This is a genomic window from Ruegeria arenilitoris (assembly GCF_013031355.1).
Classification (GTDB): domain Bacteria; phylum Pseudomonadota; class Alphaproteobacteria; order Rhodobacterales; family Rhodobacteraceae; genus Ruegeria; species Ruegeria arenilitoris_C.
The window spans coordinates 83,663-104,288 of the sequence record NZ_WPZO01000002.1 but is presented as its reverse complement, the minus strand read 5'-3'; the positions used below and the strand labels follow the sequence as shown (position 1 = coordinate 104,288).

Here is a 20,626-nt window from a genome sequence, read left to right as displayed (position 1 = left end):
TGATGCGCCAGGGTCCGGGCGGGAGAACCGGTTTTAGCCAGCTACCACTTCATAAGGTTCGTCGAACCATGCCTCTTCCAGATTGGCCCCCTCTCCGATCCGGTCGATAACGGCAAACAGGCCCGGAGCATGTAGCGGCGCCAGAACACCATGCCACGTGCCCCGATGATAGTTCACCGCCTGTCCGGGCGCAGTGACAAAAGCCAAGGGCTCACCCGGCCGCCCGTTCTCATCCGGAGCGACAACAACCAGAAACGGGTGCTGCGTCATCGGAAGGAAGGCCTGACTGCCCTCGGGGTGTCGCTCGACCATATCCAACCGATAGGGCAAGCTGCGCGGATTGGCGTTGAACAGGCTGATCCCTGCGCGCCCGTCGGAAAAATCCAGCTCTGCGCGATCATGATACCGACCGCACTGCCCTTGATTGATCAGTTTGTCCGGTTCGCCCGCAACCTCCAGCACATCACCGAAGGGCGCAAAGGCCTCAGGCGTCAGAGGCATGGCGACAATCCGGCGACTCATGAGGGCAACACATCCCGCAAACGGAACTCCGCGATACGTTCGACCTGACGGCAAGCCTCGGCAAATTCCGTATCTCGGTCCTGTCCGATCCGCCGCTGAAACGCCTGCAGGATCGACGCCTTGTCGTGGTCACGCACGGCAATGATGAACGGAAACCCGAACGTTTCAGTATAGCGCTGGTTCAGATCGGTGAAGGCGACGCGCTCCTCATCCGTCAAAGCATCCAACCCGGCCGAGGCCTGCTCGGACGTGCTTTCCTGCGTCAAACGTTTGGCTTGTGCCAGCTTGCCCGCCAGATCAGGGTGCGCGGTCAACACGCCCAGCCGCTCCTCATCCGAGGCCGAACGGAACATCCGCGCCAACGCATTATGCAAGCCGCCCGCCGTGTCATGGGCCGGTCCAAGCTCCAGATCAAAGGCACGTTCCGCAATCCAGGCGGAATGCTCGAAGATGCCACCATATGCCGCGACAAACTCATCCCGTTGCATTAGCGACGGTTTCGGGTGCTGTACGGCGGGATGCTGTGCCGCCCAATGTTCCGCAATCTGCAACCGTGTCGCGAACCACACATCCGAGAACCCGCGCGCATAGTCCAGAAACCGCTTAAACGCCAACACTCGCCCCGGCCGCCCGATCAGGCGGCAGTGCAGCCCGATCGACAGCATCTTCGGCGAGCCCGCCACACCCTCCGCATAAAGCGCGTCGAAACTGTCCTTAAGATAGGTGTAGAACTGATCGCCCGAGTTGAACCCCTGCGGCGTGGCAAAGCGCATATCGTTGCAGTCCAGCGTGTAGGGCATGATCAACTGATCCCGCCCTCCAGTCTGCATCCAATAGGGCAGATCATCGGCATAGGTGTCGGCCACATAGGCAAACCCGCCCTCTTCAGCCACCAGCCGGACGGTGTTTTCGGAACAACGCCCGGTGTACCATCCGCGCGGACGCTCCCCCACGACCTCGGTATGCAGGCGGATGGCCTCGGCGATCTGCGCGCGCTCCTCCTCCTCGGCCATGTCCTTGTGCTCGATCCATTTCAGACCGTGGCTGGCAATCTCCCAACCTGCCGACTTCATTGCCGCCACCTGATCCGGCGAGCGAGCCAGCGCCGTTGCCACGCCGTAGACTGTAATCCGCACGTCCTGCATCAACCGGTGCAGACGCCAGAACCCGGCGCGCGACCCGTATTCATAGATCGTTTCCATATTCCAGTGGCGCTGCCCGGGCCATGCCGCAGCACCCACAATCTCAGACAGAAAGGCCTCGGACGCGGCATCACCGTGCAGAATATTGTTCTCACCGCCCTCCTCATAATTCAGCACAATCTGTACAGCCAGCTTCGCCCCCCCGGGCCATTTGGCGTCGGGTGGGTTGGCTCCGTATCCGATCATGTTACGAGGGTATCGAGGCGGCTGCATGGTATCTTCCGTTCTTGTGCGTTTCGTCAGCCTTAGCCCAGAAACACGCGGTTGATTATCAAACTGATCCGAACGCTGCTTCCGGTTCTATCGGCATTTCCACTGTATCGAACTTTGCGCCAGACTGCGACAAAGCGAAAGGCAAATCAAAGGAGGCCCTCGTGGCAGGTTATCTGACAACCCACGTTCTGGATACGGCACGCGGCTGCCCGGCCGAGGGGCTGCGGATCGCCCTGTACGAAATCACCGGGGACACCCGCCGCATACTGGCCGAAACCGAGACGAATGCGGACGGCCGCACCAACAGCCCGATTCTACCGCAGGAGGATTTCCAAACCGGCAGCTACGAATTGATTTTCTATGCCGGAGATTACCTGCGCGCCACAGGTCAGGCGGCCGAAGACCCACTGTTTCTGGATCAGGTGCCGATCCGGTTTGGCATGTCAGACGCAGACGCACATTACCATGTGCCTTTGTTGCTGTCGCCTTACGGCTACTCGACCTATCGCGGCAGTTGAAAACGACCGGCAAGGTTCCCGCCTTCAGGTAATCCGCTACCTCGAACATCGGCGTCATTGCAATCCCATGCCCCGCACAATGCTCTGCAGGTCAGCAAGTCCCCATCATCACATTCGAACCGGCCCGACACCGCAAACCGTTTAGGTCCTTCGTGTGTCTCCAACTGCCATTGAAACTCTGTCGCGTAAGGAAAGCGCAGGTTCAGGCATTCGCGCTTTCCCGAAGTAAGATCTGCCCCCGTCTGCGGCATCCCCCGTCGTTGGACATAGTCCGGAGCGGCGTAAAGCACTCTTTGGCAATCGGCACTCTTGCGGATACGCAGGGTGCTCTCCTAGGGCTGGCCAATGAAAAACGCCGGGTCCAAGCCCTCGGTCGTCAGGTGCACCACCTGCGCTTCGGCATCGTCCACCGCGCCCAGAACTGCGACCGCTCCGGGTTAGAACGCCCGGCCCTGCTCGGTCGGGCCGAGGTTGCGCGTGGTGAGTTGGAACAGGCGCTCACCCAGGTGATCTTCAAGCTGAGAAATCCGCGCCGAGGTCACCGCTGGCGAAATCCGCAAATCGCGGCCGGCAGCGGACATGCTGCCCAGATAATAGACACTAACAAATGTGCAGGTGTTTTCGAGACAGGACATCTTATCGTTTTTTTTGATACAGCCTGACAATACACGGCAATGCCGAAGAAAAGCCCGCTTGCCTGGTGTGACGGTAACTTCCCGGAGAAACTTCTCATGTTCGAATTTGCCGTGTTCTGGGATTGGATAAGTTTTGCTGTGCGCTGGCTGCACGTCATCACCGCGAATGCCTGGATCGGATCATCCTTCTAATTCAACGCGCTGGAACTTGGCCTGAACCGCAACATCCCCGACCCGGCGGATGGCGAGGACTGGCAGGTACATGACGGCGCCTATTTCTCATCCAGAAATACTTGGTCGCGCCCAGCGGATGCCCGATTACCTGACCTGGTTCAAATGGGAAAGCTATGCAACCAGGCTCATTGGTGCTGCGCTGTTGATGATCGTCTATTGGGTCGGTGGAGAGCTGTTTCTGATCGACGCGGAAAAAGCCGATCTGGCGTTGTGGCAGGGCATCCTGATCTCGGCCGCGTCGCTGACCGTGGGATGGCTGATCTTTGACTTCCTGTGTAAGGCCGGGATGGGGGAACGCCCTACCCTGCTTATGGTGCTGTTGTTCGTGCTGCTTGTTCGATGGGCTGGGGCTTTAACCAGAACTTCACCGGCCGTACGATGATGCTGCATCTGGGTGCATTCACCGCCACGATCATGACCGCAAACGTATTCTTCATCATCATGTCGAACCAGCGTATCATTGTGGATGACCTGATGAACGGACGCATACCGCGCCGGAAATCTAACCCGGACCTGGGCGGTTACGGCACTGCTGTTCAACGCCATCATGTGGCTATCCACCGCGCCGATGTACAAACCGCTGGAAGAGGCCAAGATGCAGACGCTGAAGGCCTATGAACAGAAATTCGCCGCCGCGGACGGCTTTGAAGACGCGCATGACGTTGTGCTGGGCCGCTGTTCCATTTGTCATGCCCGCGAACCGGTGTGGGAGGGTATTAAGTGGGCCCCCAAGGGTGTCTTGCTGGGAACCGAAGGCGATATCGTGCGCAATGCCAAACCAATCTACCTCCAGGCGGGCGTCAACCACGCAATGCCGCCTGCCAACGTGACCTATATGGAACCCGAAGACCGCGAAGCGATCGTCCGCTGGTTCCGCAATGCCGGGTCCTGATCACAACAGGGCCCGTTAATTCGGCATTGTTTTCGATAACCTCTTTCCCTGCACAGAAACTGATGCTCTAACATGAATGTAACCAGCCGTCGCTTTGCATAAGACGGCGAAATTGATTTCGACTTGGGGCAGTTGGAGCCATTCGATGCCGGGAAGCAGGCCGCGGGCCTTTGTGAAATATTGCCTTCTTGGCATGACTGCCGCCGCTCTACCCTCGTCACTGGCTGCGCTGGAAACGACGCTCGCTGCACCCGGCGCACCGAAGGCGCTGATCGAACGCATCGAGGAGACGTCCTCGGTTGCGACGGCCGAAGACAGGGGGTTGGATACGCCGCTGGAAATCCTGTCCGCCGCTTTGTCGGATTACCGCACCATCGTTCAAATTTTGTATGATGAGGGTTATTTCAGCCCGGTCGTCAGCATCAAACTGGACGGGCAGGAAGCTGCGGACATGAGCTCGCTCACCGTGCCCAACGCGATCAACCGCGCCGTCATCACGGTGAATACCGGCCCGACTTTCACGTTCGGCACCGCCATCGTTGAACCGGTCGCGCCGGGCACTACCCTGCCCGAAGAGTTTGCCCCCGGCAAGCTGGCCACGACCGGCGCCATCCAACAGGCCGCATCGGCCGGAGTTCAGGGCTGGCGCGAGGCCGGCCACGCAAAGGCGGCAGTCGAAGATCAAAAGGTCATCGCCCGTCATGCGCAAGATCGGCTGGACGCTGAAATCGACCTTGCACCGGGGCCGCAGCTGACCTTTGGCAAGATGATCATCAGGGGCGATACAGATGTCCGTTACCGGTCGATTGAAAAGATCGCCGGTTTCCCCTCGGGCGAGGTGTATTCACCGGATAAAATCCAGAAGGTCGGCACACGGTTGCGCCGCACAGGCACGTTCAGCGTCGTGTCGATCAAGGAACATGAAACCCCCAACCCCGACGGGTCACTGGATTTCGACGCCACGTTCGAAGATATGCCCAAACGCCGCCTGACCTTCGGGGTCGAGCTTGCTTCGAACGCCGGGCTGGATGTGACCGCAACCTGGACCCACCGCAATGTGTTCCGCCGCGCCGAACGGCTGCGGTTCGAAGCCGCGCTGCGCAACATCGGCGGCTCCGAGGACCTTGATGGCCGTATCGGCCTGCGTCTGGATCAGCCCGACCGGCTGGGCCCGGATGACAACACCTTCTGGAGCGCGCTGCTGGAGCGGCGCAATACCGAAAATTACAACGTCTCGGTTGCGTCGCTGGCCTATGGTGCGCGGCGCACCTTTTCCGACCGGCTCTATGCCGAAGCCTCGGCCGGTTTCCAGTGGTCGGATGCAGATGATGCCTATGGCAGTGGCCGCAAGTTTCGATATTTCATCATCCCGCTCCGGTCGGAATGGGATGAACGTGACAGCAAGGTCAGTGCCACACGCGGGTTCTATCTGGACTCACAAGCCATGCCCTTCGCCGGCCTGTCCGGTACTCACAACGGCATCCGACTGTTCTTTGACGGGCGCACTTACACCAGTTTGAATACCGGAGGCCGGCTTGTTCTGGCGGGCCGCGTTCAGTTGGGGTCGGTTATTGGCCCCTCTCCCAGCGGTGTGACGCCGGATTTCCTGTTCTTCTCGGGCGGTGCGGGAACCGTGCGTGGGCAACCCTTTGAAAGCCTCGGTATTCCGGTCAACGGTGGCGTGGCCGGGGGCAAGTCCTTCCTCGGCCTGTCCGGCGAGGTTCGCGGAAAGATCACAGACACAATATCCCTTGTCGGGTTTTACGATTTCGGTACCGTGGACACGTCATCCTTTATCGGCAGCGATGCTGAGTATCACTCAGGCGCCGGCCTTGGGGTGCGGTATGATCTGGGCGGGTTCGGCCCGCTGCGTCTGGACCTGGCCTTGCCCGTGCAGGGCGAGACCGGAAGTGGGCTGCAGTTCTATATCGGGATCGGACAGGCATTTTGATACGGCACTACGCATATCCCGTTGTGACCACGATACTGATCGTGACCGCGCCCCCTGCGATCGCGCAGGAGGATGACGGTGGCGGCAGTATGCTGGAGCGGTTCCTGCAGGACACGCTGTCGGGCGACGATCAGAACGTCACCGTCAAAGGCCTGCAAGGGGCGCTGAGCGCGCGCGCCACAATCCAGGAGATCACCGTCTCGGACGATGAAGGTGTCTGGCTGACCATCAAGGATGCCGAACTGGATTGGAATCGACTGGCTCTGATCCGCGGGCGGTTTTCCGTCAACGCCCTGACCGCGCAAGAGATCGACATCGCCCGCACCCCCGGCACGACCACCAAAGAGGCGCCGCCACCTTCGGTAGAAACACAACCCTTTCAACTGCCCGAACTGCCCGTTTCCATTGAGATTGGCGAGATTCGGGTGGATGAGCTGTTGCTGGGTGAGCCCCTGATCGGGGTTTCTGCGGCGTTGTCTGTGACCGGCAACCTGTCGCTGGCTGATGGCGCGCTGGACACCAATCTGGATATTACCCGGCTGGACCGCGCCGGTGACAGGATCAAGCTGACCGCCGGATTCCAGAACGCCTCGCGCGAAATCAATCTGGATCTGGACGTGAATGAGGCCGAGGGCGGCCTGATTTCAACGGCGCTGAAGATCCCCGACAGCCCGCCTATCGGCTTTACGGCCAAAGGCGCAGGGCCCTTGACCGATTTCACCGCCGATATTGCCCTGAGCAGTGACAAGCAGCCGCGGGTGACCGGACAGGTCGAACTGCGCGCCGCGGAAACCGGCGCGGCAGACGGGATCGCCTTTACCGCCGATCTGGGTGGCGACCTGACCCCCTTTATGGCCGAAGATCTGGACCCGTTCTTCGGCCCCAAGACACGGCTTTTCGTGGACGGTCAGACCAAACCGCAAGGCGCGTTGGATATCTCTGACCTGGAGCTGACAACGCAGGCGTTGGACCTGAAGGGTGAGCTGCAGCTGGCCGAAGGAGGCGCCCTGCAGCTTGCGGCCTTGCAGGGTCGGATCACCCCGCCGGAAGGCAAAACCGTGGTGCTGCCGGTTGCGGGTGGGGATACCTCGATCGAAGCGGCGCAGCTTTCAGCCCTGTTCGATCAGAAAAACGGAAACCTGTGGGACCTGAGCCTGACCGCAGACGCGTTTCAGTCGCCGCAGGCAAAACTCGACAATGCCCGGATCACCGCGCAGGGCACCTTGGAACAGGGCGAGGCATTCACCGTTACAGGTGATCTGCAGGCCATCGTCGACGGAATCGACCTGAACGATCAGGCGCTGAACACCGCTTTGGGCCAGCGCATCACGCTGGACGGCCAGTTCGACTATGGCAGCGATCAGTCCCTGAACCTGTCCGGATTCGAGCTGGTGGGGGCCGACTACACGCTGGCATTGGACGCACTGATCGACGGGTTGACCAGCGGGTTGACGGTTGATGGTTCGGCCACGTTGCAGGCATCGGACCTGGCGCGCTTTTCGGACTTGGCACAGATGGATTTGGGAGGCGAGGCTTCCGTCCGGGTCAAGGGTAAGGGCTCTCCGCTGGAACGCAGCTTTGACGGCAAGGTGGTGGTCGAGGGTCGCGATCTGGTCACCGGGCGCGACGATATCGACCCGGTCATCAAGGGCGAGACCACGATCACGCTGGATGCCAGCCGCGGCAGCGACGGGATCACGATCCGCGAATTCGACCTGAACAGCGAAGCCGCGCAGGCGCAGGCCAGCGGCGAGGTCACGACACCTGACGGCAACCTGACTATAGATGGGCAGGCCAGCGTGAATGCACCTGACCTGTCGGTCTTCTCCGGGCTGGCCAACCGCGAACTGGGCGGAAGCTTGCAGGCTGAACTGGACGGCAAAGGCACGGTGCAAACGCTGGAATTCGACGGTACGGCCAGCGTGACCGGACAGGACATCAAGACCGGCATGGCCGATATTGACCCTCTGCTGACCGGCAAAACCGTGATCACTTGGGACGGTGCGCGCACGGCCGACAAGATCGACATTCGAAAGGCGACGGTCAACGGCAAAGCCCTGACCGCGCAGGTCGCCGCAACGGTCGACGACCCCACCGGCGATTTGGCGGTGGATGGAAGCGCTAGGGTGAATGCCCCCGATCTGTCGCTGTTCTCGGGGCTCGCCAAACGCGATCTGGCCGGGTCGATCACAGCCAACCTTCAAGGCAGCGCAGCCCTTGCCAGCAAGGCTTTCGACATTCAGGGCGGCGTGAATGCGGATGACATTCAAACCGGTATCGAGTTGGTCGACAAGCTGATCCAGGGCCGCACAACACTGAATGTCGACGCCGAGAAAAATCAGGAAGGCGTCGACATCCGCACCTTCCGCCTGCAGGGCACCGCCCTGACCGCCTCCGCATCGGGCAAGTTGGACCGTGACGCCGGCGGGCTGAACTTCACGGCAAAGCTTGACGATGTGTCCCGCGTCCTGACCACGATGTCCGGGCCATTGACACTGGACGGCAACGTCGCCCCAACCGGATCGGGGATTGAGGGCACCATGCGGCTGAACGGACCGGACAGCTCTTACGCGGAGCTGACCGGAACCGTGGACACGGAAGGCACCGCCGATGTGGATTTCGACGCCAAGCTGAACAAGATCGAGCGTTTCGCACCCGAATTCCCCGGCACCATCGCAGCAACCGGAAACGCCAAACGCAAAGGCGGCGTCTGGACCATCGATGGTTCGGCCAATGGCCCCGCCGAAATCAGCAGCACGATCGCTGGCACCTTTGACGAAAACAGCGGCGAAGCCGATCTGCGGGCCCAGGGCGGTGTCAACCTTGGGGTCGCCAACCTGTTTATCTCGCCCAACAAAATCGATGGAACGGCCCGGCACAATCTGCGGCTAAGGGGCAAGCCTGCGCTCGAATCTCTCAGCGGGTCCATCACGACCTCGGGGACATCGCTGGCGATCCCCGAAGCAGGGCAAACGATCACAGGCATCAGCGGCTCGGTCGAGCTGGCGCAAAGCCGGGCCACGATCTCGCTGAATGGCGGGATGCGCGCGGGCGGCAACTTTACCGTATCCGGTCCCATAGATCTGACGCCGCCGCTCAATGCGAACATCGTTACACGCCTCAACCAGCTCGTGGTTACTGACAAGCTGCTCTATGAAACCACACTGAACGGCGAGATCGCCCTGACCGGGGCCCTGGCGGGCAACAGCGCCCTTTCCGGCCAGATCACCTTTGAGGAAACCAACATCAACCTCGCCGCCGCAGCCGGGGCCGTTGGGGCCGCTCCGATCCCCGAGATCGAACATATCAATGAAAGCCGGGCCAGCTACATCACCCGTGAACGGGCGAGACTGATCGCCGAGGAAGGGGCCTCCAAAAGCGACTCCCGCATGGCGCTGGACATCAGCCTGCTGGCGCCCAAGGCGGTTTTCGTGCGCGGCCGCGGCGTGAATGCCGAACTGGGTGGGAACCTGTTTATCGGCGGCACAACCGCATCGGTCATACCCTCGGGCCAGATCGAACTGATCCGAGGTAATTTTGACATTCTGGGCCGCAGGCTGGCGCTAACCAAAGGGATCGTGACCCTGCAGGGGGACCTGACGCCTTATATCGAGTTCGCGTCGTCAACCAGCACATCCGAAGGCACCGCCACGATTGAAATCTCTGGCCCGCTGGATGCGCCCGAGGTTGACGTCTATTCCGATCCCGAGCGCCCGGCAGAAGAGGCTTTGGCCATGCTGTTGTTCGGCAACAGCTTCTCGGAATTGTCGCCCTTTGTTATCGCCCAGATGGCTGCGTCGCTGGCGCAGCTCAGCGGCGCGGGGGGCGACGCAACCAAGGGGTTGCGCGATTCAACCGGCGTTGACACGGTGGACATCGGCGCGACTTCGGGCGGCGCGGGCCGTCTGGGGGCCGGAGCCTACCTGAGCGACAACCTCTATACCGATTTCACCGTCAATACCGAGGGCGATACCGAGGTGAACCTGAACCTGGACGTCACCGACAGTTTCACGGTGCGCGGAACGGTAGACGGGCGTGGCGAAACCGGTCTGGGGCTGTTTTTCGAACGGGATTATTGAGGGCGTTATTTCCGCCGGATGCCAATTGCCTGCCCGACCTGCGGCGCGGCCTCCAGCCCGGCGTGATCGCGAACCATGCGGGCCAGCCGGGCGGCTGCCCAATCCGGGTAGGGCTCTGATCGTCCGGTGGCGTGGCTGACATTCATGAACAGTGCCTCCTGCGTGGCGCAGACTGCGTCGTCTTTTTCTGACAGCATTTGCGCAAAGTAATGACCGCGTTTCTGATCTGAATCCAGCATCCGAATGCGAAAAAAGAATGTCTCATCCGGCTGAACCTCGCGCAGGAAATTCATGTGGGATTGCAGGACATACGGCCCCTGCCCCAGCGCCTTGACCTGCACCTCACCCACCCCAAGGTGATCGGCCATCAGCTTTTCCAGCGCCATGTCGAAGGCCACGCCGTAATAGCCCACGTTCATGTGGCCGTTGTAATCGACCCATTCCGGCAGGACCGAGAACCCCCGCACTTCAACCGGCGCGTCATAAGGGCCGTCATGTCCGCTGAGGGGGTTATTCATCACCGTCCTCCTCAAAGATCGCGACAGCCCGCACAAAGCCCGCCGATGCCCCTTTGATCTTGAACGGAAAGCACGAGATTTCGAACCCGGTGGGTGGCAGGCCTTCGAGGTTGGTCAACTTTTCGATATGGCAATAGCCGATCTCCATCGAGGCACGATGGCCTTCCCAGATGATCGACGCATCCTTGGTTTCGGCGTATTCCTGAGCGGTCAGGGGAAAAGGCGCATCCCAGCTCCAGGCGTCTGTGCCGGTTACCCGCACACCGCGCTTGGTCAGGTATAAGGTCGCCTCGCGTCCCATACCGCAACCTTTCATCAGATAATCCGGCTGGCCGTATTGCGTGCCCGCCGAAGTATTGACGATCACGATGTCCAGCGGCTGAAGATCGTGGCCGATGCGTTTCAGCTCTGCCTCGACATCGGCCGCAGTCGCGACATAGCCATCGTCGAAATGCCGGAAATCCAGTTTCACGCCGGGGTTCATGCACCATTCCAACGGAACCTCGTCGATCGTGATCGCCCGTTCGCCGTTATTCATGGTCGAATGATGGTGATAGGGCGCGTCCAGATGGGTACCGTTATGGGTGGCGATCTGCAGCCGTTCGATGGCCCAGCCCTCGCCGCCCGGAAGGTCATCTTTCTGAAGACCGGGAAAAAACGCCATCACCTGCTCGGCGGTCTGATCGTGGGTCAGATAATCGATCTCGGGCAGCATGATAGGCGGGTCGGACACGATCCCGGTTTCCAACGGAACGGACAGATCAACGAAACGGCGGGCCATGTGCTCCTCCATCACCAAGGTGACGACAGGTTTGGTCGCAAGCAACACTCTGTCAAGGAAAGAAAAAAGGCGACCCAAAGGGCCGCCTTTTCTAGATTTGTGAGTGGTGGTGTTATTCCGCCGCGACAGCGTCTTCGATCTTTTCGACCCGGATCGCCGAGAACTTGAACTCGGGGATTTTGCCGTAGGGATCGATGGCCGAGTTGGTCAGGACGTTTGCCGCCGCCTCGACATAGGCAAACGGGATGAACACCATATCCTCGGCAATCGCCCGGTCGGCCCGCGCCATGATCTCGATCGAGCCGCGACGGGTGGTCAGACGGATCATCTCACCCGGTTCGATCCCCATCAGCTTGAGCGTGCGCGGGTTCAGCGAACAGTTCGCTTCCGGCTCAACCGCGTCCAGAACGTTGGACCGGCGGGTCATCGACCCGGTGTGCCAGTGTTCCAGCTGACGGCCGGTGGTGGCGATCATCGGGTATTCATCATCCGGCGCCTCGTCCGGCGGGATGACGCTGGCCGGGGTGAACCGGGCACGACCATCCGCACGCGGGAAGCCATCGCCGAATACAATCGCCTGACCCGGGTCTGTCTCGGACAGCGACGGGTAGGTGATGGTCTCGGTCTCCAGACGCTCCCACGTGATGTTGTTGAGCGAGTTCATCGTCAACTTCATCTCGGCAAAGACCTGAGACACATCGGTGTAATCCCAGTTCAGACCGATGCGCTGCGCCAGTTCGACGGTGATCTTCCAATCCTCGCGCGCCTCACCCGGAGGGGTCACGGCCGGACGCACACGCTGTACCTGACGGTTGGTGTTCGACACGGTACCGTTCTTCTCATAGAGCGCCGAGGCTGGCAGGATGATATCGGCATAGTTCGCCGTCTCGGTCAGGAAGATGTCCTGCACGATCATCAGGTCCAGCTTGGCCAGCGCGTCTCGGGCGTGGTTCACATCGGGGTCGGACATGGCCGGGTTTTCACCCATGATGTACATGCCCTTGATGTTGCCCGCATAGGCCTGGTCGATGATCTCGGTGACAGTCAGCCCCTTCTCGTTCGAGAAGTCGTCTGAGTTCCAGACGTTGTTGAACTTGGCCCGAATGCCGTCGTCGGTCACGGTCTGGTAGTCGGGCAGGAACATCGGGATCAGGCCCGCGTCGGATGCGCCTTGCACGTTGTTCTGACCGCGGAGCGGGTGCAGACCCGCGCCGGGTTTACCAACGTTCCCTGTCATCAGAGCCAGCGAGATCAGGCAGCGCGAGTTGTCGGTGCCGTGGATGTGTTGGCTGACGCCCATACCCCAGAAAATCAGACCGGCCTTGGCCTGCGCAAAGGTGCGCGCGACACGGCGCAGCTGATCCGGTTCGATGCCACAGATCGGCGACATCGCCTCGGGCGTGAACTGGCGCAGATGCTCTTTCTCGGCCTCCCAGTTCTCGGTCCAGCGGTGGATGTACTGGCTGTCATACAGCTCTTCTTCGACGATCACGTTCATGATCGCGTTGAGCATCGAGACATCCGCACCCGGACGGAACTGCAGCATTTCGTCTGCAAACTTGCGCATACCGACGCCGCGCGGGTCCATCACGATCAGCTTGCCGCCGCGCTTGGCGAACTGCTTGAAGTAGGTCGCCGCGACGGGGTGGTTCTCGATCGGGTTCGAGCCGATGATGATCGCCACATCCGCGTTTTCGATCTCGTTGAAGGTCGCGGTCACAGCGCCCGAGCCCACGTTCTCGATCAGAGCAGCAACGGACGACGCGTGGCACAGACGGGTGCAGTGATCGACGTTGTTGTGCTTGAAACCCTGACGGATGAACTTCTGGAACAGGTAGGCTTCTTCGTTGGTGCACTTGGCCGAACCAAAGCCTGCAACGCTACGCGGATCTTCGTCGCGCAGGGTTTTCAGCTTGGTGGCGGCTAGATCCATCGCCTCTTCCCATGTCGCTTCGCGGAAATGGGTGTCCAGATTGCCTGGATCAACGTTCAAACCCTTGGCCGGAGCGTCCTCGCGACGGATCAGCGGCTTGGTCAGACGGTGCGGGTGGTGGATGTAGTCGAAACCAAAGCGGCCTTTGACGCACAGACGGCCTTCGTTTGCCGGGCCGTTGATGCCCTCAACATACTTAACCTTGCCGTCCTTGACCTTCAGCGAGACTTTACAGCCCACACCGCAGAACGGGCAGACGCTTTCGGTTTCGCTGTCGTAGTCCTTGCTGTCGCCCTGCTGCTTGTCGTCCAGCACGGTGGCGGGCATCAGGGCGCCGGTCGGGCAGGCCTGAACGCATTCACCGCAGGCCACACAGGTTGAATCACCCATCGGGTCGTTCTGATCGAACACCACCTGCGCCGTATGGCCACGACCGGCCATGCCGATCACGTCGTTCACCTGCACTTCACGGCAGGCGCGAACGCAGAGGTTGCAGTTGATGCAGGCGTCCAGATTGACGCGCATCGCTACGTGGCTGTCATCCAGCAGTGGGATCTTCTCGGCCTCTTTCGCCGGGAAGCGGCTGTCGCTGACATCGTTCAGCTTGGCCATGTCCCAGAAATGGCTGGAGGTGTCGTGGGCTTCCTCAGGCTGGTCCGCGACCAACAGTTCCATGACCATGGCGCGTGATTTCTCGGCACGGTCGCTGTCGGTCTTGACGACCATACCGTCCGCTGCGGGGCGGATGCACGAGGCGACCAGCGTACGCTCGCCTTCTACCTCAACCATACAGGCGCGGCAGTTGCCATCTGGGCGATAGCCCGGCTGCGGCTTGTGGCACAGGTGAGGGATGGTGAACCCCTGCCCCTTGGCGGCTTCCCAGATGGTCCAGCCCTCGGGCACGGTGACATCTTCGCCGTTCAGGTTGAAGGTGACGGTCTTGTTTGGGCTTGCATCAAGCATGGCTCTGTCTCCCTCAGATTTCGTCAGCGAAATGTTTCATGACAAGGCGGATCGGGTTTGGGGCTGCCTGCCCCAGACCGCAAATCGATGCGTCGCCCATGACCTGGCACAGATCTTCCAGCAGATCAGTGTCCCATTTGTCGGCTTGCATCAGCTTCACCGCCTTTTCACAGCCAGCCCGGCAGGGCGTGCACTGGCCGCAGCTTTCGTCTTCGAAGAAGCGCAGCATGTTCAGCGCCGCATCGCGGGCGGTGTCCTGGTCGGACAGAACCACTACAGCAGCAGAGCCGATGAAGGTGCCATGCGGTTGCAGCGTGTCGAAATCCAGCGGGATGTCATCCATCGACGCAGGCAGCAGACCCGAAGACGGACCACCCGGCTGATACGCCTTGAAAGTCTGACCTTCGGCCATGCCACCAGCCGCTTCGATCACGTCTAGAATGGTCGAGCCAGCGGGCAGCAGATAGACGCCCGGCTTCGCCACACGGCCCGAGACCGAATAGCTGCGCAGACCCTTACGGCCATTCTTTTCGGTGCTGTTGAGGCACTCGGGCCCCTCGCGGCAGACTTTGGTGACCCAATAGAGCGTCTCGACATTGTGCACCAAAGTCGGGCGGTTAAAGACCCCAACCTGCGCCACGAACGGAGGACGGTGACGCGGCAAGCCCTTCTTGCCCTCTATCGACTCGATCATCGCGGATTCTTCACCACAGATGTAAGCGCCGGCGCCCCGGCGCAAGTCGATGTAACCTGGCTCAACAATCCCGGCGTCTTCCAGCGCAGCGATCTCGCGTCGGAGGATTTCCAGAACCGCCGGGTATTCGTCGCGCATGTAGATGAAGCAGGTTTCCGCCTCGACGGCCCAGGCGGCGATCAGCATCCCTTCGAGGAAGACATGCGGCGTGCGCTCCAGGTAATAGCGATCCTTGAACGTGCCGGGTTCGCCCTCGTCCCCGTTCACGGCCAGATAGCGAGGGCCTTCGTTCATGCGAACAAAGCCCCATTTCTTGCCGGACGGGAAGCCAGCGCCGCCCAGACCACGCAGGCCCGAAGACAGGACGTCTTCCTGCACCTTTTCCCAATCGCCGCCGTCGCGCAGCTCTTTCAGCTTGGCGTAACCGCCATTTTCTTCATAGGCTGCAAAGGCTTCGTAGTCGGGTAGATGAGCATGGGTTTCATCGGCAGCAATCGCAGCCTGCACCTTTTCGGGGGTTGCATGGTCGATATGGTTGTGACCTATCTCAAGCACCGGGGCGGTATCGCAGCGGCCCATGCAGGGCGCGCGAACCACGCGAACCTCAGCCGGGTCCAGACCGTCTTCCAGCGCCTTCTGCAGCTGCTCGGCACCAGCCATTTCGCAGGACAGGGAATCACAGACCCGGATGGTCAACGCCGGAGGAGGCGTCTCACCTTCTTTCACCACATCGAAATGGGCGTAGAAGGTTGCGGTCTCATAAATCTCGGCCTGTCCGATCCGCATCTCGACCGCAAGCGCGGCAATGTGGTCGGCGCTGATATGGCCGTGTTCGTCCTGAATCAAATGCAGGAATTCGATCAGCAAGTCGCGGCGGCGCGGGCGGTCGCCCAGCAGGCGATGAATCTCAGCCTGCGCCTCGTCCGTGAACTGACGGCCTTTGGGCGTGTGTCGCCCCTTGCCTTTACCTGACTTCCAGACGCCCTTGGGTGCGCCTGATGGCTTGGTGTCTAATGGTGCCATGATGCCCTCCGATTGAGGCTCCGTGTCTCATCAGAATAACATATCGTCAAATCGCTTATCGCAATCGCACGATAACGACACCTTATCACCGCAAAGACGTCACCACAGCCCGCAACGCCTCGACCGTGGGCAGCTCCGGGTCACGAGACAGGGTCGCCAGACAAATCGGTTTGCTGACAACGGGATCGACCAAAGGCAGCACCTTCGTGCCCTTCAGATCACCAAGCGCGCGGATCAGCACGCGCGGGACCACTGTGGCCGCCAACCCTTCACGCGCCATGACCATTGAGGCGGTGAAACCGCTGGTTTCCGCGACAACCTGCGGGTGCAGCCCCTGTTCGGCAAAAATCCGGTCCAGAATGCGCCGGTTCTGCATCTGTGGCTCCAAAAGGCTGATCGGGAATTCAGCCACCCGCGCCCAGGGGATCGGCCCAGTTTCAGCCGTCATGTGCGACGGCACCAACAGCACATAGGTTTCCTCATACAAAGGCTGCACCTGCCGCAAGTCGGTTCCGATACTGTCACCATAGGTAATGCCCGCATCCAGACTGCCCTCATCCAGCCGATGTTGAATTGCGGTGGCCGACATGGTTTCGATCCGGGTGACAATGCGAGGGTGTGCCTGCCGCAAGCGTTTCGTCAGGCGACCCGTGAACGCGATCGCGGTCGGGATCACGCCCAGAATCAGCGTGCCGGTGATCTCGCCCTTGGCGGCAAGAACCTGCTGCTCCAGCGCTTTGGTATCGTCGAGAATACGCCGCGCCCGTTGGACGATCATTTCGCCTTCTTCGGTCAGGCCCTGAAACCGGTTGGCACGGCGGACGATCGAGACACCCAGCCGGTCCTCAAGATTGCGGATGCGCATCGAGAAGGCAGGCTGCGAGATCCCGCATTCTTCGGCCGCCTTGGCAAAATGCTGATGCCGCGCCAAAGCGCTGAGCAATTGCAGGTCGCGGATTTCGATCATGCCATGATTTCTTCTTGAAGCCAGAAACGCAGGATAGCGCGTTTCCAGTTCGGTGAAAGTTATTGTTACGCTTCGACCTGCCGAAAGGTGAAATTTCCCCAATCAAGCCGAGCACGTTATCCTGCCCGAATTCGGCATGGCGGACGGAGGAGGTCAATGGCCAGAATGTATATCAGATTGGTCACGCGCATTTGGGCACTAACGATTGTGATGCTCTTAGCCACAGGAGGAAGTGTGATGGCAAAACAAACTGACAATTCCGCAGCAAAAGACCTTTCTCGACAAGCCGTTGAGATGTGGGCGGCAGAGTCCACGATTGACGAGTCAATATTCGCGGCAGGGTATCAAAACCATCAGGCACCTTTGGCCACTGGCGGCACCGGGAGCATCGATTTGTCGACTTGGGCCAGCATTGTCGCGGAAAACCACAAGGCCTTTCCCGATCTGAAAGTCGAGATTTTTGGACAGGTTTCCGAAGGCGACCGCGTATCAACCCATTGGCGTTTCTATGGGACACAGAAGGGGGCCTACCTCGGCCAACCCGCCTCCGGCAAACAAGTAGACTGGACCGGAGTTCAGATCGACCGGATCGCCAACGGAAAGATTGCGGAAAGCTGGGTCGTTTGGGACTACTTCACGTTACGGCACGAGCTTGGCGTGGGTAACTAGCGCCACAGGCCCAGTTGCGCCCGGCTTAATTTAACCAGGCGCTCCAGCATTGCTCAGGTGTTGAACAGGAAGTGCATCACATCGCCGTCTTTGACGACGTAACCCTTGCCCTCGGCCCGCATCTTGCCAGCCTCTTTGGCGCCCTGTTCGCCATTGGCAGCGATGTAGTCGTCATAGGCGATGGTCTCGGCCCGGATGAAGCCTTTTTCGAAATCACCGTGGATGACGCCAGCGGCCTGCGGCGCGGCGGTACCTGTGCGGATGGTCCAGGCGCGGGCCTCTTTCGGACCGACGGTGAAGTAGGTTTCCAGCTTGAGCAGGTCGTAACCAGCGCGGATCAGGCGATCGAGGCCAGGCTCTTCCAGACCCATCTCCTCCAGGAACATCTGCGCTTCTTCGTCTTCCAGCAGGCTGATCTCTTCTTCGATCTTGGCGCTGATGATGACATGCGCGTTGCCTTGCGCCGCTGCCATCTCGGCAACTTTGGCTGAATACTCGTTGCCCTCGGCGGCCTCTTCCTCGGACACGTTGCAGACATAGAGCACCGGCTTGGTGGTCAGCAGCTGCAGCATTTTCCAAGCCTTGGCGTCCTCGTCCGAGACCTCGACCAGACGCGCGGGTTTGCCGTTTTCCAGCATCGCTTGCGCTTCGGCCAGCAGGCGATCCTGCTGCTGGGCTTCCTTGTCGTTTCCCTTCAGCTTGCGCACCAAATTGGCGCGGCGCTTTTCGATGCTTTCCAGATCGGCCAGCATCAACTCGGTCTCGATGGTGTCGGCATCGGCCACCGGATCAACGCGACCGTCGACATGGGTTACGTCGCCATCTTCGAAACAGCGCAGCACATGGGCAATGGCGTCAGTCTCACGGATGTTGGCCAGAAACTGGTTGCCCAGCCCCTCACCCTTCGAGGCCCCTTTCACCAGACCGGCGATATCCACGAAGGTCATGCGCGTGGGAATGATCTGCTTCGACGACGCAATCGCCGCGAGTTTATCCAGACGGTCATCAGGCACAGCAACATCGCCCACGTTGGGTTCGATCGTGCAGAACGGGAAATTCGCTGCCTGCGCGGCTGCGGTTTTGGTCAGCGCATTGAAGAGGGTCGACTTGCCCACATTCGGCAAACCCACGATTCCCATTTTAAAGCCCATGACGGTCTCCTGATGCCATTCGAGGGGTGCTTCTATGCAGGTCCGGGTCAATGCGCAAGCCAGACTACGCGCAGCCTGGCCAAGTCCAAACTGCAACATCACAAAAATGTTCATCGCTTGGCGGCTTGCCCGGATTTGAAACCGCACTCTAAGATCGACACATAGAACGTTGCGAACAAACAAATAGTGAATGGTAGGCATGAAGAAAATTATTGTGACCCTTGCGCTGCTGCTGGCCGCCCAGACAGCGCAGGCTCAATCCCTTGTCTTTGGCGCCGGATACTCGGATTTTTCCGACAGCGAAGCAGATGACGAAGCCGTATTCGCGCTTGAATACCATCACCGCCCGTTTCACGAAGCCACCCGTTTTTCCGCCACCTGGGGCGGTGCGCTGACCTTGGATACCGCAAGCAATATCCATATCGGTATCGGGCTGATCGGCTATTACACTTTTGCTGATCGTTGGTTCGTCGAAGGCAGTATTATGCCGGGATACTTTTCCCATAGCGACGACCTGAACGATCTCGGCGGAGAGTTCCAGATCCGCAGCCTGCTGGGTCTCGGGTACACTCTGGATAACGGCAACAGGATATCCTTTGCAATCACCCACAAATCCAACGCCAGCACGAATAACGAAAACCCCGGTGTCAACTCGGCCCTACTGCGATACCACTACCAGTTCTGAGGCAATCTGACCCGGCGGGATTGATTTCTGGGCAAAGTTTCTGCACATCAGGTTCAAACCTGAATGCAAGGACTGCAGATGACCCGTATCGATGCCAAGTTCGCCGCCCTGAAAGCCGAAGGAAAAAAGGCCTTTGTTGCCTATATCATGGCCGGCGACCCCGATTTCGACACCTCGCTTGAGATTGTGAAAGGCCTGCCCGGTGCTGGTGTGGATGTGATCGAACTGGGTCTGCCCTTTACCGATCCGATGGCGGATGGCCCGACCATTCAAGCCGCCGGTCAACGCGCACTGGACGGGGGCATGACCCTGCAGCGCACTTTGGATCTGGCGCGCGCGTTTCGCGAAACCGACGACACAACCCCGATCGTTCTGATGGGCTACTACAACCCAATCTACAGTCGCGGCGTAGACAAGTTTCTTGCCGACGCTCAAGCCGCAGGCATCGACGGGCTGATCGTGGTGGACCTGCCGCCGGAAGAAGACGAAGAGCTGTGCCTGCCCGCTCAGGCGGCGGGGCTGAACTTCATCCGTCTGGCGACCCCAACCACCGACGACAAACGCCTGCCTCGTGTGCTTCAGAACACCTCGGGCTTTGTGTATTACGTCTCGATCACCGGCATCACCGGTGCGGCCGAAGCGCAGGCCACGAATGTCGGCCCCGAAGTCGCCCGGATCAAATCCGCAACCGACCTGCCCGTGATCGTGGGCTTTGGCATCAACACGCCCGAGAAGTCCAAGGCCATCGCCAGCGTTGCCGATGGCGCCGTGGTCGGTTCGGCCATTGTCAGCCAAATCGCGGCAGGCAAACCCGTGACCGAAGTTCTGGACTTTGTGAAATCATTGGCAGACGGCGCGCATTCCGCCTGATCGTTCAGCAGTGAACCCATTCGAAAAACCGCAGCAAGCAACTGGCCTGCTGCGGTTTTTTCTTGCCTGCAGCCGATTGCGCCGTGCCGAATGCCCCATTAGAAATACTTGACCACTCAACCAAAG

General features: G+C 60.1%; 14 protein-coding genes and 2 pseudogenes. 7 read left to right on the top strand and 9 right to left on the bottom strand.

The features are described 5' to 3' along the window. Positions 1–33: 33 nt before the first annotated feature. Positions 34–522, bottom strand: a complete 489-nt coding sequence (locus tag GOX63_RS06120) for an ureidoglycolate lyase (protein WP_170326946.1) — start codon at positions 520–522, stop codon at positions 34–36. Continuing rightward, positions 519–1,937, bottom strand: a complete 1,419-nt coding sequence (gene puuE / locus GOX63_RS06115) for an allantoinase PuuE (protein ID WP_170545146.1) — start codon at positions 1,935–1,937, stop codon at positions 519–521. The genes GOX63_RS06120 and puuE overlap by 4 nt, the downstream gene beginning before the upstream one ends. Positions 1,938–2,098: 161 nt before the next feature. On the opposite strand from puuE, the gene uraH reads away from it, so the two are divergent. Continuing rightward, the gene (gene uraH / locus GOX63_RS06110) at positions 2,099–2,455 is read left to right on the top strand and encodes a hydroxyisourate hydrolase (protein WP_170326948.1); all 357 of its coding nucleotides are present in this window, start codon (positions 2,099–2,101) and stop codon (positions 2,453–2,455) included. A 10-nt stretch (positions 2,456–2,465) separates the two neighbouring features. On the opposite strand, the pseudogene GOX63_RS06105 reads toward uraH, so the two are convergent. Then, positions 2,466–3,090 (bottom strand): annotated as a pseudogene (locus GOX63_RS06105) (LysR family transcriptional regulator); the annotation flags it as partial. 96 nt (positions 3,091–3,186) lie between these two features. Between GOX63_RS06105 and GOX63_RS24215 the strand changes: the two are divergent. The 3 genes and pseudogenes from GOX63_RS24215 (at position 3,187) to GOX63_RS06090 (ending at position 10,246) form a co-directional block, all read left to right on the top strand. After that, a pseudogene (locus GOX63_RS24215) lies at positions 3,187–4,216 on the top strand (urate hydroxylase PuuD). A 145-nt stretch (positions 4,217–4,361) separates the two neighbouring features. Further along, positions 4,362–6,167, top strand: a complete 1,806-nt coding sequence (locus GOX63_RS06095; protein WP_170326949.1) for an autotransporter assembly complex protein TamA — start codon at positions 4,362–4,364, stop codon at positions 6,165–6,167. 41 nt (positions 6,168–6,208) lie between these two features. Next, complete coding sequence (locus tag GOX63_RS06090) at positions 6,209–10,246, top strand: translocation/assembly module TamB domain-containing protein (protein WP_367647197.1); 4,038 nt, start codon at positions 6,209–6,211, stop codon at positions 10,244–10,246. Between the two features lie 5 nt (positions 10,247–10,251). On the opposite strand, the gene GOX63_RS06085 is transcribed toward GOX63_RS06090, so the two are convergent. The 5 genes from GOX63_RS06085 to GOX63_RS06065 all read right to left on the bottom strand — a co-directional run bounded on the left by GOX63_RS06085 (position 10,252) and on the right by GOX63_RS06065 (position 17,125). Then, positions 10,252–10,764 (bottom strand): thioesterase family protein, encoded by a 513-nt coding sequence (locus GOX63_RS06085; protein WP_170326950.1) that lies wholly within the window; start codon positions 10,762–10,764, stop codon positions 10,252–10,254. Continuing rightward, the gene (locus GOX63_RS06080; RefSeq protein WP_170326951.1) at positions 10,757–11,545 is read right to left on the bottom strand and encodes a cyclase family protein; all 789 of its coding nucleotides are present in this window, start codon (positions 11,543–11,545) and stop codon (positions 10,757–10,759) included. Before GOX63_RS06080 ends, GOX63_RS06085 begins: the two co-directional genes overlap by 8 nt. A gap of 112 nt (positions 11,546–11,657) precedes the next feature. After that, positions 11,658–14,441: a formate dehydrogenase subunit alpha gene (fdhF, locus tag GOX63_RS06075; protein WP_170326952.1), complete on the bottom strand. Its 2,784-nt coding sequence runs from the start codon at positions 14,439–14,441 to the stop codon at positions 11,658–11,660. A gap of 13 nt (positions 14,442–14,454) precedes the next feature. Next, a complete protein-coding gene (locus GOX63_RS06070) occupies positions 14,455–16,158 on the bottom strand; it encodes an NAD(P)H-dependent oxidoreductase subunit E (protein ID WP_170545143.1) in 1,704 nt (567 codons plus the stop codon). An 85-nt stretch (positions 16,159–16,243) separates the two neighbouring features. Next, on the bottom strand, positions 16,244–17,125 hold the full coding sequence (locus tag GOX63_RS06065; protein ID WP_170545140.1) for a LysR family transcriptional regulator: 882 nt from the start codon (positions 17,123–17,125) through the stop codon (positions 16,244–16,246). 156 nt (positions 17,126–17,281) lie between these two features. Between GOX63_RS06065 and GOX63_RS06060 the strand changes: the two genes are divergently transcribed. Continuing rightward, positions 17,282–17,794: an ester cyclase gene (locus GOX63_RS06060; protein ID WP_170545137.1), complete on the top strand. Its 513-nt coding sequence runs from the start codon at positions 17,282–17,284 to the stop codon at positions 17,792–17,794. 53 nt (positions 17,795–17,847) lie between these two features. Here the strand turns inward: GOX63_RS06060 and ychF are convergent, their stop codons facing one another. Next, entirely contained in the window at positions 17,848–18,945 is a 1,098-nt protein-coding gene (ychF, locus tag GOX63_RS06055; RefSeq protein WP_170545134.1) for a redox-regulated ATPase YchF, read from the bottom strand. Between the two features lie 199 nt (positions 18,946–19,144). Here ychF and GOX63_RS06050 point away from each other — a divergent pair, with 199 nt between their 5' ends. Further along, positions 19,145–19,630 (top strand): acyloxyacyl hydrolase, encoded by a 486-nt coding sequence (locus GOX63_RS06050; protein ID WP_170326957.1) that lies wholly within the window; start codon positions 19,145–19,147, stop codon positions 19,628–19,630. Positions 19,631–19,708: 78 nt separating this feature from the next. Continuing rightward, positions 19,709–20,500 (top strand): tryptophan synthase subunit alpha, encoded by a 792-nt coding sequence (gene trpA / locus GOX63_RS06045; RefSeq protein ID WP_170326958.1) that lies wholly within the window; start codon positions 19,709–19,711, stop codon positions 20,498–20,500. The last annotated feature ends 126 nt before the right edge of the window (positions 20,501–20,626 follow it).